The 14,051-nt window shown below is 53.4% G+C and carries 15 protein-coding genes; 7 read left to right on the forward strand and 8 right to left on the reverse strand.

Annotated features, from left to right (window positions below; all coding sequences use genetic code 11):
• Positions 1-32: 32 nt before the first annotated feature.
• The gene (locus LY264_RS01330; RefSeq protein WP_122973906.1) at positions 33-410 is read right to left on the reverse strand and encodes a hypothetical protein; all 378 of its coding nucleotides are present in this window, start codon (positions 408-410) and stop codon (positions 33-35) included.
• A 470-nt stretch (positions 411-880) separates the two neighbouring features.
• Positions 881-1,927, reverse strand: a complete 1,047-nt coding sequence (locus LY264_RS01335) for an AI-2E family transporter (protein WP_048227448.1) — start codon at positions 1,925-1,927, stop codon at positions 881-883.
• 133 nt (positions 1,928-2,060) lie between these two features.
• Between LY264_RS01335 and LY264_RS01340 the strand changes: the two genes are divergently transcribed.
• A complete protein-coding gene (locus LY264_RS01340) occupies positions 2,061-3,278 on the forward strand; it encodes an MFS transporter (protein WP_003827545.1) in 1,218 nt (405 codons plus the stop codon).
• A 3-nt stretch (positions 3,279-3,281) separates the two neighbouring features.
• Here LY264_RS01340 and LY264_RS01345 read toward each other — a convergent pair whose 3' ends face one another.
• Together LY264_RS01345 and LY264_RS01350 are read right to left on the reverse strand one after the other, a co-directional pair.
• Positions 3,282-3,839: a DcrB family lipoprotein gene (locus tag LY264_RS01345; protein ID WP_003827547.1), complete on the reverse strand. Its 558-nt coding sequence runs from the start codon at positions 3,837-3,839 to the stop codon at positions 3,282-3,284.
• 72 nt (positions 3,840-3,911) lie between these two features.
• Positions 3,912-4,577, reverse strand: coding sequence for a 7-cyano-7-deazaguanine/7-aminomethyl-7-deazaguanine transporter (locus LY264_RS01350; protein ID WP_003827549.1), 666 nt, complete (start codon positions 4,575-4,577; stop codon positions 3,912-3,914).
• 168 nt (positions 4,578-4,745) lie between these two features.
• On the opposite strand from LY264_RS01350, the gene tusA reads away from it, so the two are divergent.
• The gene (gene tusA, locus LY264_RS01355) at positions 4,746-4,991 is read left to right on the forward strand and encodes a sulfurtransferase TusA (RefSeq protein WP_003827551.1); all 246 of its coding nucleotides are present in this window, start codon (positions 4,746-4,748) and stop codon (positions 4,989-4,991) included.
• Between the two features lie 98 nt (positions 4,992-5,089).
• Here the strand turns inward: tusA and zntA are convergent, their stop codons facing one another.
• Both zntA and LY264_RS01365 read right to left on the reverse strand, forming a co-directional pair.
• Positions 5,090-7,288, reverse strand: coding sequence for a Zn(II)/Cd(II)/Pb(II) translocating P-type ATPase ZntA (gene zntA, locus LY264_RS01360; protein WP_048227432.1), 2,199 nt, complete (start codon positions 7,286-7,288; stop codon positions 5,090-5,092).
• 74 nt (positions 7,289-7,362) lie between these two features.
• Positions 7,363-7,989, reverse strand: coding sequence for a lysoplasmalogenase (locus LY264_RS01365; RefSeq protein WP_003827558.1), 627 nt, complete (start codon positions 7,987-7,989; stop codon positions 7,363-7,365).
• Positions 7,990-8,130: 141 nt separating this feature from the next.
• Between LY264_RS01365 and LY264_RS01370 the strand changes: the two genes are divergently transcribed.
• Positions 8,131-8,490: a DUF2500 domain-containing protein gene (locus tag LY264_RS01370; protein WP_071692519.1), complete on the forward strand. Its 360-nt coding sequence runs from the start codon at positions 8,131-8,133 to the stop codon at positions 8,488-8,490.
• Between the two features lie 99 nt (positions 8,491-8,589).
• Here the strand turns inward: LY264_RS01370 and LY264_RS01375 are convergent, their stop codons facing one another.
• Together LY264_RS01375 and rsmD are read right to left on the reverse strand one after the other, a co-directional pair.
• Entirely contained in the window at positions 8,590-8,865 is a 276-nt protein-coding gene (locus LY264_RS01375) for a DUF1145 family protein (RefSeq protein ID WP_003023415.1), read from the reverse strand.
• Positions 8,855-9,451, reverse strand: a complete 597-nt coding sequence (gene rsmD, locus LY264_RS01380; protein WP_048227430.1) for a 16S rRNA (guanine(966)-N(2))-methyltransferase — start codon at positions 9,449-9,451, stop codon at positions 8,855-8,857. The genes LY264_RS01375 and rsmD overlap by 11 nt, the downstream gene beginning before the upstream one ends.
• A 151-nt stretch (positions 9,452-9,602) precedes the next feature.
• On the opposite strand from rsmD, the gene ftsY reads away from it, so the two are divergent.
• The 4 genes from ftsY (at position 9,603) to rpoH (ending at position 13,976) form a co-directional block, all read left to right on the forward strand.
• Positions 9,603-11,129, forward strand: coding sequence for a signal recognition particle-docking protein FtsY (gene ftsY / locus LY264_RS01385; protein WP_048227429.1), 1,527 nt, complete (start codon positions 9,603-9,605; stop codon positions 11,127-11,129).
• A gap of 2 nt (positions 11,130-11,131) precedes the next feature.
• The gene (gene ftsE / locus LY264_RS01390; protein WP_071692518.1) at positions 11,132-11,800 is read left to right on the forward strand and encodes a cell division ATP-binding protein FtsE; all 669 of its coding nucleotides are present in this window, start codon (positions 11,132-11,134) and stop codon (positions 11,798-11,800) included.
• Entirely contained in the window at positions 11,793-12,851 is a 1,059-nt protein-coding gene (gene ftsX, locus LY264_RS01395) for a permease-like cell division protein FtsX (RefSeq protein ID WP_020996073.1), read from the forward strand. The genes ftsE and ftsX overlap by 8 nt, the downstream gene beginning before the upstream one ends.
• 270 nt (positions 12,852-13,121) lie before the next feature.
• Positions 13,122-13,976 (forward strand): RNA polymerase sigma factor RpoH, encoded by an 855-nt coding sequence (gene rpoH / locus LY264_RS01400; protein WP_003023425.1) that lies wholly within the window; start codon positions 13,122-13,124, stop codon positions 13,974-13,976.
• Positions 13,977-14,051 lie beyond the last annotated feature (75 nt).

Consider the following 14,051-nt stretch of genomic DNA (forward strand, 5'->3'; position numbering starts at 1 on the left):
ATCGGGCCTTTTCAGCCCGACTTTAGGCATAATTACAGATTGGCACCGGCTGACAGATTAAGCTGGATGTCTTTATCCAGATTGCGTACCCAGCGGTTATAGTTTTTGTGAATTTTTCCACCAGATGCCTGCAGGTTGAGGCTGCTGTCGTATTTGATGTCATAGCTGGTGGCGGTATAAGTGATACGGACTTCAGCTACATGATCGCGGGTTTGTTGGCGAGCTTTAATAACACCTGGTCCGGCTTCAGACATGACCCATTGGCGTTGAATACCGGCTTTCAGGATCGCGGTTTTAACCTGGTCCTGAGTATGCCCCGCGCTCACACTGGTGTGAACTTGATCAATCGGCGCAGTACGTGCACAACCCGCCAGAGCACCGACAACGGCAATGGCCGCAAACCACTTAATATACTGTTTCATTAAAGCTCCCTATCAAAGTACCGTTTATACGTATTAAATAATAAACTCCGAAATCATGGGCACCTTGTATTGCCTATGATTATATTTAAGCTAAATTAGCATTTTATTTCATATGGTTGGTAGCAAGGTAATGAGATGACCGGATAGTAATGTCCCAGGACTTTCTTCAACAGAAATTTTTCAGCATCATCATTGGCGAGAAGTATAGATTTTTAGAGAAAATGTATCAAATAAAATAACCTTTAAAGCTAAGTAGATAGCTTAAGTTAAATGCTTTGGGGGGATTCATTATTTTTATGCGTTTCGGTAAAGAAACCATCATCTTGACTTATGTATTTTCTTTATAAAGAATGAAATCCCTTTCACTCTTTATTTAAGATAAGCTTCTATATATAACTGCGTTAGCGTCATTTTAACGGTCATATAAAAATATAAAAACTACCTCGGTTGGTAGTTTTTCAGGGAAGCCGACTTTTGGGCCTGCCGGGCCCCAGCAAAATCGCCAGTTTGCTGCCGCCTTTGGTGGTTTCCATCCAGATTTTACACACGCTGGTTAATGGCACGGAGAGCAACATACCTACCGGACCGAGCAGCCATCCCCATACCAACAGAGAGAGGAAGACGATTAGCGTCGATAATCCCAGCCGATGCCCCATCATTCGGGGTTCGAGAATGTTGCCAATCACCATATGCACCACCAGAAACAGTGCGCCAACCAACAGACATTCGTAAATGCCATTAAAAAGCAGTGCCTGGATCATGGGCGGGACGGCGGAAATGACCGAGCCAATGTTGGGCACGTAGTTTAACAGGAATGCCAGTACGCCCCACATCAGAGCAAACTGAATCCCCATCAGCGCCAGACCCAGCCAGATTATGGCACCGGTCCATAAGCTGAGCAGCGTTTTCAGCGCCAGATAGTGTGACACACCCTTTAGCGCCCGATGTAGCCCCGCAATGTGGATTTGCGGATTATTTAACGCAAAACGCATCTTATAGGGGACATGACGCACCTCAAACAGCATAAAAACTACCGTCATCACCAGCAGAAAGACGCTGGCCATGGCACCAGAAAGACTCGTCATCAGCGTGGTTGTGAAGGTCATCAGCTTGTCAGAGTCCATGCGTTGCAGCATGCGCTCCGGGGACATATGCAGATTCAGAAAAGGCACCATCTCTTGCAAATACAGAACCTTGCGTGTTAGCTCCTTATTGTATTTTGGCAGCAGGTCCATGAATTCAGTGATTGATGACGCCAACACGCCAACCAACGCCGTAAGAACGATCAGCATCACCACCACGACTAAGGTAATAGCGATTGGGCGACCGACTCCCCGGCGGATAAACCAGGTGACCAGTGGATTCAATACAATGGCAAAAAAGAGGGCCAGCAGCAGCTGCACAATGATATCCGCCGCAGCATGGATACCTGCGAGGATCACCACCAGAGCGGCCAGTTTGAGCAAAATGTGCAAACCCGTTTTATCGGGCTGGGTGGTTATCATGTCTTCTTCCTGTTTGCGTTTTTGCATTAAGTGTAGCGGCTGGTTTGCGACTAAAACTCCTAAACTGGCTACTGATTTCTGCTCTGCAACATGGTAGAAATGAAACACTGTTGTGAAAATGTGGTGACCCTCCATGCCCGAACCCGTCGCTGAACCGACGCTTAGCGGTTTACGCCTGAACCTGCGTATTGTCTCTGTGGTGATGTTTAACTTCGCCAGCTACCTGACCATCGGTCTGCCGCTCGCGGTGTTGCCTGGCTACGTCCATGATGTAATGGGATTTAGCGCTTTCTGGGCCGGACTGGTCATCAGCCTGCAATATTTCGCTACGCTGCTGAGCCGTCCGCATGCCGGTCGCTATGCCGATCTGCTGGGGCCAAAGAAAATTGTGGTATTTGGGCTGTGCGGCTGCTTTTTAAGTGGCCTGGGCTATTTACTGGCGGGATCAACGAACGGATGGCCGTTGGCCAGTCTGCTGCTGTTATGCCTGGGGCGGGTGATTCTCGGGATCGGGCAAAGCTTTGCCGGGACCGGCTCTACGCTGTGGGGCGTAGGGGTGGTTGGCTCAATGCACATCGGACGGGTGATTTCCTGGAATGGCATCGTGACCTATGGCGCGATGGCGATAGGCGCGCCGCTGGGTGTTCTGTTTTATGCCTGGGGTGGTTTACAGGGGCTGGCGCTGACGGTGATGGGCGTGGCGTTGCTGGCGATACTGCTGGCGCTCCCTCGTCCGGCGGTGAAGGCCAGTAAAGGTAAACCGTTGCCATTTCGCGCGGTGCTTGGGCGCGTCTGGTTGTATGGCATGGCGCTGGCCCTGGCCTCCGCCGGATTTGGGGTAATCGCTACCTTCATTACCTTGTTCTATGATGCCAAAGGCTGGGATGGCGCTGCATTCGCGCTGACGCTTTTTAGCTGCACGTTTGTCGGTACTCGTTTGTTGTTCCCAAATGGTATCAACCGTTTAGGCGGGCTGAATGTGGCGATGATCTGCTTTAGTGTCGAGATTGTCGGGCTACTGCTGGTCGGGATGGCTTCGATGCCGTGGATGGCGAAAATCGGCGTTCTGCTGGCCGGGGCTGGGTTCTCACTGGTTTTCCCGGCGCTGGGCGTGGTGGCGGTAAAAGCCGTTCCTCAGCAAAATCAGGGCGCTGCGCTGGCGACCTACACGGTGTTTATGGATTTATCGCTGGGGGTTACCGGGCCGCTGGCCGGGCTGGTCATGACGTGGGCGGGTGTGCCGGTTATCTATCTGGCGGCGGCAGGGCTGGTAGCGGTGGCGTTATTGCTGACCTGGCGGTTAAAAAAACGGCCTCAGGTGGTGTCACCGGAGGCCGCGTCATCGTCTTAACCGTTACTGGATAACCAGCGTGTTAATGATGTTTTCTGCGGTCGTCTGCGCTTTTTGCTGATCGTCAGCAGGCAGCGTGATTTGCAGCGTCAGCAGTTGGTTGTCCACTTTCCCCAACACCACGGAAGAGTATGCGGTCTGGCCTTTGGCCGAGATGATGCTGTCTAACTGCTGCAGCGTGTGGCCTTTCAGCTCAATAGATTTATTGGTGACGACCTGCAGCTGCGGGTCACGGCTACGCTGCTGATCTTCCAGACGTTTTGCCAGCACCGCCAGATCTTCGTTGGTGTTGTCGCCAACAATCACAATCACTGCTTTCTGGCCGGTTGCGTCAGAATATACGTGCATATTGTTCGCCTGGGTGCCCAGCTTACCGCTCTGATCGGTCATATCCGCTGGCAGGGAAAAACTGAGTTTGCCGTCCAGCAGGCTGACCGGTTGTCCGGTGGCGTTACTTTCTGCGGCAGCACCCTCGGCTGGCGCTTTTGTATCGCTATTATCACAGGCCGCAAGCCCCATAACCAGCAGGCCAATACCGACATATTTAACCAGATTGCGCATTGACTTCTTCCTTTCGATAAACGGCCATAACGGCTCATTCGTCCATCTTATCACAACTCGGAAAATGAACCTTTAACTCGTCTGCAATGCAGAGATTTCAGATTTATCTGCCAGCCTTTTCAGTAACATATTCAGCAGCACGCCATACATTGGCAGGAAGAAAATAATGCTGATCAGCACTTTGAAGCAGTAATCGACCAGTGCGATTTCCATCCAGTGCTCGGCCATAAAGGCATCCGGGCTACGCCAGAAAGCGATAAAGAAGAAGGCCAACGTATCGCTGATATTGCCAAACAGCGTGGACGCCGTCGGTGCCAGCCACCAGCGACGGTTTTGACGCAGGCGGTTAAAGACATGCACATCCAGAATTTGTCCCAGCGCGTAGGCCATAAAGCTGGCGGCGGCGATACGGGCGACAAACAGGTTAAAGTGCAGCAGTGCGCCGAATCCTTGCCACGATCCCATATAGAACAGTGATGAAACGACATAGGAGATCAGCAGCGCGGGGATCATAACCGCAAAGATGATACGTCGGGCCAGCGGCGCGCCAAAAATACGCACGGTCAGGTCGGTCGCGAGGAAAATAAACGGAAAGCTAAACGCGCCCCATGTGGTATGGAAACCAAAAATGGAGATTGGAAGCTGCACCAGATAGTTGCTGGAGGTGATCACCAGCAGATGAAATAGCGATAACCAGAACAACGCTTTTACGCGCTGAGTTTGTGTAAACGGAGTCATATTGTGACCTTTTTGTTGGATGGGGTGAGGGAACCCAATAAAAAACCGTCGCATGATACTGCTTTAAGAGCACATTGCAATGGTTGTTTTTCACGCAATCGTTAACCTGATTGGCTTACGCCACAACAGAGCGTAAAATAACGCCGTTTTTGTATGAATGAGACGACGATGAGCGACCTGTTTACTTCCCCCGACCATACTCTTGATGCCCAAGGGCTGCGCTGCCCGGAACCGGTAATGATGGTGCGTAAAACCGTACGCGGCATGCAGGCCGGTGAAACGCTGCTGATTGTTGCCGACGATCCGGCAACAACCCGCGATATTCCTGGCTTCTGTACCTTTATGGAACATGAGCTGGTGGCCAAAGAGACCGACTCGCTGCCGTACCGTTATTTAGTGCGCAAAGGGCAGTAATCTTGTCATGCCGGATGGCGCTAACGCTTCTCCGGCCTATAAAGACTGAGTAACCTGTAGGCCTGATAAGCGAAGCGCCATCAGGCGAGAAACAGGCACTACCCTTTACGCAACAACCGCAGCGCGTTCGCGGTCACCAGCACCGTCGCCCCCGTATCCGCCAGCACCGCCAGCCACAGTCCGGTTATCCCGAGCAGCGTGGTGACGAGGAAAATCCCCTTCAGGCCCAGCGCAATCGCAATGTTCTGGCGAATATTGGCGTGGGTAGCCCGCGCCAGCTGAATCATTTGCACCAGACCACGCAGACGGTTGTGGGTCAGAGCGGCATCGGCGGTTTCCAGCGCGACGTCGGTCCCGCTTCCCATCGCAATGCCGATGGTAGCCGCTTTCATTGCCGGGGCGTCGTTGATGCCGTCGCCGACCATCGCCAGCGGCGACTGTTGGTTAAGATGGGTAACGGCCTGCACCTTATCTTCCGGCAAGAGTCCTGCTTTGAATTCGAGGCCCAGTTCACCGGCAATGGCGGCGGCCGCACGCGGGTTATCACCGGTCAGGATCACCCCTTTCACGCCAATCTGATTAAGCTCGCTGATGGCGCTGCGAGCGTCATCGCGCAGCGTGTCCTGTAAGGCCAGTACGCCGAGAACGGTATCGTTACGCAGCACCAACACCACCGTTTGGCCCGCGCTTTCCAGCTCGCTAATCTGCCCGGCAAAGGCATCGGCAGGCTGCTTACCGGCGGCGCAAATCAGTACGCGTTCGCCGTTGACCAGCGCTTCAATTCCAGAGCCAACCAGCGCCCGTTGCTCTTTTGCGACAGGAATAGTCAGCTCGCGCGTTTGTGCTTCCCGAACAATTGCTTGTGCCAGCGGGTGCGTCGCGCCTTGCTCTACCGCTGCCGCCAGTGCCAGCAGTTCAGCCTCACCAATACCGCTTGCCGGATGAATCGCCGTGACGCGTGGTTTACCGACGGTCAGGGTGCCGGTTTTATCAAACGCCACCTGCGTGACTCTACCCAACTGTTCCAGCGCGGCACCACCTTTGATTAACGCCCCACGACGTGCCGCAGCGGCCAGACCAGAAGTAATGGCTGCGGGGGTTGAAATCACCAGAGCACAAGGGCAGCCAATCAGCAGTAGCGTCAGCCCTTTATAAATCCACTCCTGCCAGGATGCGGCAAAAAGCAGTGGCGGTACGAGGGTGACCAGCAGCGCAACCGCCATAATGGCTGGAGTGTAAATCCGGCTGAAACGGTCAATGAAGCGCTCAATGGGAGCGCGGCGTTCTTCCGCTTCTTCAATCAGCTTCAGAATACGGTCAATCGCGCTGGCACCCGGCTCGGAGAGCACTTCCAGCGTAACCAGACGATCCACGCTGGTGGCACCCGCCGGGACTTTCTCGCCGGTGGCGCGTTCAACCGGGATCGATTCGCCAGTCAGGGCGCTCTCATCAAAGCTGGCAAAGCCGGAGACCAGTTTGCCGTCGGCAGGTAAACGCCCACCCGCGGCAACCTCAATAACATCGCCAGGCCGGAGGGTATTGATAGCCACCTCTTCGCGCTCACCGTTACGCAGGCGTGTGGCGGTTTCCGGTTTGAGCGCCATCAGTGCGCTGACCCCTTTACGGGCGCGGCTGGCGGCCCAACCTTCCAGACGCTCGCCAATTAAAAACAGCAGCAGCACCATGGCGGCTTCCGCCGTCGCGCCGATAAACAGTGCGCCAATGGCGGCGACGCTCATCAACGTTTCAATGGCAAAGTAGCTGCCGGTTTTCATCAGACGCAGGGCCTGACGGGCAATGGGATACAGGCCGACCAGCGTGGTGGCGATAAACGCTATCTGACCGAAGGGATGATTGAACTGCTCCAGCCCCCAGCTAATCGCCATCATGATAATCAGCGAAATCAGCGGCAGGTTTTCTTTAAAACGTGACTCGGGTGCGGCGTCCGTCGCGTGCTCATCGCGCAGGGTATAGCCTGCTTTTTGCACCGCGTTTTCAACTTGCTGGCGGATATCGGAACCGGCATCGACCACCAGTTTTTCAGTGGCGAACAGAACCTGGACCTGGTTGACGCCGCTGACCTGGCGGACCGCATTCTCTACTTTGCGGGCGCAAGCTGCGCAGTCCATGCCTGCCACTTTCCAGGAATAGCGGGTACCTATTACGGTATCGGATACGGTTGGTGTAGTGGAGCAGCTTCCTTCGCAGCAGCAGTCATCCGCCTTTTGTGGTGCAGGCGCTGGCTTGAAAGAAGAGAATTGTGGGACTTTTTTGCCACGGGTATCGGGTGTCGGCATGGCATCCTCCGGTTGATAATCATTTCGTATTAACCGGAGGATACACTCTGGAGTCGACTCCAGAGTCAAGCGTTTTAAAGATACAACGAACGAACAATCAGGAAATGTCCGGCGAAGTAGCAGGCGGCGGCAATGGCGTTATCGGCGCGGAAGCGGCGACGGTAATGGCTACCCAGCCAGACAATGTTGCCGATGAACAGGAGGGATGCGCCCATAAATGCCGACAGCGCCGGGGCGGTCGGGCGGAAGAACCACAGCTCACCGGCCATCCAGACCATCATCAGCGTGATGCCGATAAAGGTGCAGATAGCGACACGCAGCTCTTCCAGACGCGTCCAGATCACGGCGATCAGCAACGCTCCCAGCACTACCAGCACCAACGGCAAAGGCCAGAAGAACGACAGCGTCATTTGGCTGGCGAAGTAGATGGTGTACAGCAGATGCGACAGGAAGAATGCTCCCACGGCGTACAGCAGGCGTTGGCGCGGTAACAGCGTCAGCGCATCGCCCAGCAGCGAGGCAAGCAGGCCAGCCAGCACCAGATAGCTGATAGCGTTAAACATTGGCGCCTGCCAGGCCAGCAGCGCCAGCAGGAGTAACGTCAGGGGCTTAAAGACCCAGCGTTGCCAGGCAGGTCCACGATAGGAAGCATCCACGAACAACCATGCGGAAAGACAGACAGCGATAAACGACCAAAGCATCTTAGTTCCTTGAATTCGTTATTTTTTCGTAAGCGGGGTGCTCACGGCTCTACTGTCCAGTGTAGAGGTCGACACAGCCAGATGACAACACCATAACAGGCGATGTATGCTTATTTCCGCATTTTCTGATGGGTTAATAATATGAGCAAACCACCACTTTTTTTCATTGTTATCATTGTCTTAATCGTTATCGCTGCGTCGTTTCGCTTTGTTCAGCAGCGGCGAGAAAAAGCCGATAATGATGCGGCGCCGCTGGTGCAAAAGCAGGTGGTGGTAAGTAACAAACGGGAAAAACCGCTAAACGATCGGCGATCCCGTCAGCAGGAAGTGAGCCCGGCAGGAACCAGCATGCGCTATGAAGCCAGCTTTAAGCCACAAAACGGGGGGATGGAGCAGACGTTTCGTCTTGATGCGCAGCAGTACCACGCGTTAACAGTCGGGGATAAAGGCACGCTGAGTTACAAAGGTTCGCGATTTGTTGATTTTACGCTTGAACGCTAAGGTGCCATCTGACTGATGCCGGATGGCGGCTTACGCCTTATCCGGCCTACAGATTTTTCGCCCCAGTCCGCAACGTGCCGCCGGGCGAAAAGATCACAGCTACTTCTTCAACTGATCTTTAATCTTCTTCTGCCACACCAGTAGCTCAAAGACGCCGAACAGAAAAATACGGATTTTCTCTCCGTTGGTCATCTGCGGGCCATCTTTAGGCATGGTGCTTTTTAGCAGCGCCAGCTGCATGCCATGCATCAGCACCATAAATATCAGTGCGACGTTAACGAAGATGTTAAGCGGGCGTGGAAAGGGTTGGAAAATATTCAGTAGTAAAAATGCCCAGACGCACAGCATCAGCAGGCGTCCCAGGTTAATCAGCATCGTTTTCTCCTTGTGCTTCACGTTGGTACAGGCGATAGGCGACCTGTCCGGCGACTTTCTCACGGTATAGCGACCAGTTCACCGGAACCGGCGGTAAGCCGTTTTCTACTTCGCTTTCAACGTAAATATACGCTTCATTTGCCAGCCAGCCATGAGTTTCCAGAAGAGTTAATGTTTCTTCCAGTAATCCTTTGCGAAACGGCGGGTCAACAAATACCACGTTATGCGGCGTACCTGCCTGAGCCAAAAATGTCAGCGTATTGGTATTGACGACGCGGGCATGGGAGGCTTTCAGTGTGGCGAGATTCTTTTGTAGCTGCTGAGATACCGCGCGATCCATCTCCAGAAGCGTCGCATTTGCCGCATAGCGAGAGAGGGCTTCCAGCCCCAGCGCGCCGCTGCCGGCGAAGCAGTCCAGACAGTGAGCATCGACCATTACCGGGGCCAGCCAGTTAAACAACGTTTCGCGCACACGGTCAGTGGTCGGACGCAGGCCGGGACTGTCCGGAACCGGGAGTTTACGGCCACGCCATTGCCCGCCAATAATGCGGATCTGGCCGCTACCAGAGTGATTCGGTTTTTTCATTTCAATTATTGCTCAATCCGCTGCTGACGTGTCATTCCAGGCGGTGATGTGAGTTAAGTTAAGTGATAGACTATTTCATCATTTTTTTAGCTGCTATGTACATAGCGTTGACGCTGTGCCATGAAGCAACAGCGGGGGAGTGTAGTCGCAAATGGCGAAAGAGAAAAAACGTGGCTTTTTTTCCTGGCTGGGCTTTGGTCAAAAAGAGCAGGCACCGGAAAACGAGACAGAAGTAAAAAACGAAGAACAACAACCGGTTGCTGAAGAAACTACCGTCGTTGACGAACAACCGCACGTCGAGGAAACCCGTAGCGAGGCTGAAACGCAAGCCTTTGCAGCTGAAGTCGTTGAAGTAACTGAACAGGTTGCGGAAATCGAAAAACTGCAGCCGGAAGTCGAACCTGTCGCCGAACAAGCGCAGCCGGAGATTGAGCCGGTTGCTGAACCCATTGCTGAAACTGTAGTAGAAACGCCAGCAGCGGTGGTTATCGAACGCGAAGAATTGCCGCTGCCGGAAGAGGTGAAAACTGAAGAAGTTTCTGCCGAAGAGTGGCAGGCCGAAGCGGAAACCGTGGAAATCGTTGAGGCGGCTGAAGAAGAAGCTGAAAACGAACCGCAACTGACCGACGAAGAGCTGGAAGCACAGGCGCTGGCCGCTGAGGCTGCTGAAGAAGCAGTTATGGTGGTGCCGGTAGAAGAACCTGCTGTAGAAGAACCGGTAGAAGAAGAGGCGGTCCAGGAGCAGGAAAAACCAACCAAAGAAGGTTTCTTTGCGCGCCTGAAACGCAGCCTGCTGAAAACAAAAGAAAACCTCGGTTCCGGATTTATCAGTCTGTTCCGTGGTAAAAAGATCGACGATGATCTGTTTGAAGAGCTAGAAGAGCAACTGCTGATCGCTGATGTGGGTGTAGAAACGACCCGCAAAATCATTGCGAATCTGACGGAAGGCGCCAGCCGCAAGCAGCTTAAAGATGCGGAAGCGCTGTACGGTCTGTTGAAAGAAGAGATGGGCGAGATTCTGGCGAAGGTTGACGAACCGCTGAATGTTGATGGCAAAACACCATTTGTTATCTTAATGGTTGGCGTCAACGGCGTGGGCAAAACCACCACTATTGGTAAGCTGGCGCGTCAGTTTGAGCAGCAGGGTAAATCGGTAATGCTGGCGGCAGGTGATACTTTCCGTGCGGCGGCGGTAGAACAGCTGCAGGTTTGGGGTCAGCGTAACAACATCCCGGTGATTGCTCAGCATACTGGCGCGGATTCCGCGTCCGTCATCTTTGATGCCATCCAGGCGGCGAAGGCGCGTAACGTAGACGTGCTGATCGCTGATACCGCAGGGCGTTTGCAGAATAAATCGCACCTGATGGAAGAATTGAAAAAAATCGTTCGCGTCATGAAGAAGCTGGACGAAGATGCGCCGCATGAAGTTATGCTGACTATCGACGCCAGCACCGGGCAGAATGCGATAAGCCAGGCCAAACTGTTCCATGAAGCGGTGGGCTTAACCGGTATCACCCTGACCAAGCTGGACGGTACGGCGAAGGGCGGGGTTATCTTCTCGGTAGCCGATCAGTTTGGCATCCCTATCCGCTATATCGGTGTGGGCGAACGTATCGAGGATTTACGTCCGTTTAAAGCGGACGATTTTATAGAGGCACTTTTTGCCCGAGAGGATTAACAATGATTCGCTTTGAACATGTCAGCAAGGCCTATCTCGGTGGGAGACAAGCGCTGCAGGGAGTGACCTTCCATATGCAGCCTAGCGAGATGGCGTTTCTGACCGGCCACTCCGGCGCGGGGAAAAGTACCCTGCTGAAGCTGATTTGTGGAATTGAACGGCCCAGCGCCGGGAAAATCTACTTTAGCGGGCATGACATCAGCCGTTTGAAAAACCGTGAAGTGCCGTTTCTGCGTCGTCAGATTGGCATGATTTTTCAGGATCACCACCTGTTGATGGACAGAACCGTGTTTGACAACGTGGCTATCCCGCTAATCATCGCGGGTGCCAGCGGGGACGATATTCGTCGTCGCGTGTCAGCGGCGCTGGATAAGGTCGGGCTGTTGGACAAAGCGAAAAACTTCCCGATTCAGCTCTCCGGCGGTGAACAACAACGCGTCGGCATCGCCCGTGCGGTGGTGAACAAACCTGCGGTGCTGCTGGCGGATGAACCAACGGGGAACCTGGATGACGCGCTGTCAGAAGGGATCCTTCGCCTGTTCGAAGAGTTTAACCGCGTCGGGGTCACGGTATTAATGGCCACGCACGATATTGGCCTGATCTCCCGTCGCTCCTATCGCCAAATGGTTCTGAGCGATGGACATCTGCATGGAGGCCTGGCGCATGAATAGACGTGACGCTATTAACCAAATCAAACAGTTCGGTGGCCGACTGGATCGCTTTCGTAAATCGGGCGGTGCGCCGGGTGACGGCGGTCGCAACACGCCAAAGCGTGCGAAAGCCGCGCCAAAGCCGAATTCGCGTAAAACCAATGTCTTTAACGAGCAGGTACGTTATGCGTTTCAGGGCGCGTTACAGGACCTGAAAAGCAAGCCGCTGGCGACGTTTCTGACGGTGATGGTTATTGCCATCTCCCTGACGCTGCCAAGCGTGTGCTACATGGTTTATAAGAACGTAAACCATGCGGCAAGCCAGTATTATCCGTCTCCGCAGATCACCGTTTACCTGCAAAAAACGCTGGATGATGATGCGGCGGCGCGGGTGGTTGGTCAGTTGCAGGCCGAGCAGGGCGTGGAGAAAGTGAATTATCTTTCTCGTGACGACGCGCTGGGTGAATTCCGCAACTGGTCTGGCTTTGGCGGCGCGCTGGATATGCTGGAAGAGAACCCGCTTCCGGCCGTGGCGGTTGTTATCCCGAAACTGGACTTCCAGGGTACGGAGTCGCTGAACACGCTGCGTGACCGCATCGCACAAATCAACGGTATTGATGAAGTGCGAATGGATGACAGCTGGTTCGCTCGCCTGGCGGCGCTGACGGGCCTTGTCGGACGCGTTTCCGCGATGATTGGCGTGCTGATGGTGGCGGCGGTCTTCCTCGTCATCGGTAACAGCGTGCGGCTGAGTATTTTTGCGCGTCGCGATACCATTAACGTGCAAAAACTGATTGGCGCGACGGATGGATTTATCCTGCGCCCGTTCCTCTACGGCGGTGCACTGCTCGGTTTTTCCGGTGCATTTCTTTCACTGATTTTGTCAGAAATTTTGGTGATGCGTTTGTCGTCAGCGGTGACTGAGGTGGCACAGGTATTTGGAACCAAGTTTGATATCAATGGCTTATCATTCGATGAGTGCCTGTTATTGCTGCTGGTGTGCTCAATGATTGGCTGGGTGGCAGCCTGGCTTGCCACGGTTCAACATTTACGCCACTTTACCCCCGATTAAAAAATCTCTGGTATAATCTTTCCCTGCACTGAGTAGTTCGCTCTGCAGGGAAAGAGTCCCTGTGATCTCTTCCCGGCGTATTCATTGTGATGTCACATTTTGTGCGTAATCTATACACATTACGACATGGAACTTGTGGATAAAATCACTGTCTGATAAAAGATTGAATGATATTCTCGTTGCTCATAAGCTCTGGCATGGTTGTTGCTACTGGTTTTTGTTAATTAGTTTTTAGCCAATGCGCCAGATGAAAAGATTGAGAGGATTTGAATGACCAAAGAAATGCAAAATTTAGCTTTAGCCCCTGTTGGTAACCTGGAATCTTACATCCGGGCTGCGAACGCGTGGCCGATGTTGTCGGCTGACGAGGAGCGGGCACTGGCTGAAAAGCTGCATTACCAGGGCGATCTGGAAGCAGCTAAAACGCTGATCCTGTCTCACCTGCGCTTTGTTGTTCATGTTGCTCGTAATTATGCGGGTTATGGCCTGCCGCAGGCGGATCTGATTCAGGAAGGTAATATCGGCCTGATGAAAGCCGTGCGCCGTTTCAACCCGGAAGTGGGTGTGCGCCTGGTTTCCTTCGCCGTGCATTGGATCAAAGCTGAGATCCACGAATACGTTCTGCGTAACTGGCGTATCGTTAAAGTTGCGACCACCAAAGCACAGCGTAAGCTGTTCTTTAACCTGCGTAAAACCAAGCAGCGTTTGGGCTGGTTTAACCAGGACGAAGTTGAAATGGTTGCTCGCGAACTGGGTGTTTCCAGCAAAGACGTGCGCGAAATGGAATCCCGTATGGCGGCGCAGGACATGACGTTTGACATGTCTTCAGACGATGAGTCTGACAGCCAGCCGATGGCTCCGGTGCTGTATCTGCAGGATAAATCTTCTAACTTTGCCGACGGCATTGAAGAAGATAACTGGGAAGATCAGGCCGCGAACAAACTGACCCACGCAATGGAGGGCCTGGACGAGCGTAGCCAGGACATCATTCGTGCCCGTTGGCTGGACGAAGACAACAAATCGACGTTACAGGAGCTGGCCGATCGCTACGGCGTTTCCGCTGAACGTGTTCGTCAGCTTGAAAAGAACGCCATGAAAAAACTGCGCGCGGCGATCGAAGCGTAATTTCCAGCCGAACTGGAAATGCTGATAAACCCTGGATGAAAATCCGGGGTTTTTTGTTTTTATCTCTTCCCCTCT

Source organism: Citrobacter portucalensis (assembly GCF_023374935.1).
Lineage (GTDB): Bacteria > Pseudomonadota > Gammaproteobacteria > Enterobacterales > Enterobacteriaceae > Citrobacter > Citrobacter portucalensis.

Bases quoted from the DNA above. Each gene is read 5' to 3' on its own strand.
- LY264_RS01335 (WP_048227448.1), bottom strand. From the start codon at position 1,927: ATGATAACCACCCAGCCCGATAAAACGGGTTTGCACATTTTGCTCAAA.
- LY264_RS01340 (WP_003827545.1), top strand. From the start codon at position 2,061: ATGCCCGAACCCGTCGCTGAACCGACGCTTAGCGGTTTACGCCTGAAC.
- LY264_RS01345 (WP_003827547.1), bottom strand. From the start codon at position 3,839: ATGCGCAATCTGGTTAAATATGTCGGTATTGGCCTGCTGGTTATGGGG.
- LY264_RS01350 (WP_003827549.1), bottom strand. From the start codon at position 4,577: ATGACTCCGTTTACACAAACTCAGCGCGTAAAAGCGTTGTTCTGGTTA.
- tusA (WP_003827551.1), top strand. From the start codon at position 4,746: ATGAGCGACCTGTTTACTTCCCCCGACCATACTCTTGATGCCCAAGGG.
- zntA (WP_048227432.1), bottom strand. From the start codon at position 7,288: ATGCCGACACCCGATACCCGTGGCAAAAAAGTCCCACAATTCTCTTCT.
- LY264_RS01365 (WP_003827558.1), bottom strand. From the start codon at position 7,989: ATGCTTTGGTCGTTTATCGCTGTCTGTCTTTCCGCATGGTTGTTCGTG.
- LY264_RS01370 (WP_071692519.1), top strand. From the start codon at position 8,131: ATGAGCAAACCACCACTTTTTTTCATTGTTATCATTGTCTTAATCGTT.
- LY264_RS01375 (WP_003023415.1), bottom strand. From the start codon at position 8,865: ATGCTGATTAACCTGGGACGCCTGCTGATGCTGTGCGTCTGGGCATTT.
- rsmD (WP_048227430.1), bottom strand. From the start codon at position 9,451: ATGAAAAAACCGAATCACTCTGGTAGCGGCCAGATCCGCATTATTGGC.
- ftsY (WP_048227429.1), top strand. From the start codon at position 9,603: ATGGCGAAAGAGAAAAAACGTGGCTTTTTTTCCTGGCTGGGCTTTGGT.
- ftsE (WP_071692518.1), top strand. From the start codon at position 11,132: ATGATTCGCTTTGAACATGTCAGCAAGGCCTATCTCGGTGGGAGACAA.
- ftsX (WP_020996073.1), top strand. From the start codon at position 11,793: ATGAATAGACGTGACGCTATTAACCAAATCAAACAGTTCGGTGGCCGA.
- rpoH (WP_003023425.1), top strand. From the start codon at position 13,122: ATGACCAAAGAAATGCAAAATTTAGCTTTAGCCCCTGTTGGTAACCTG.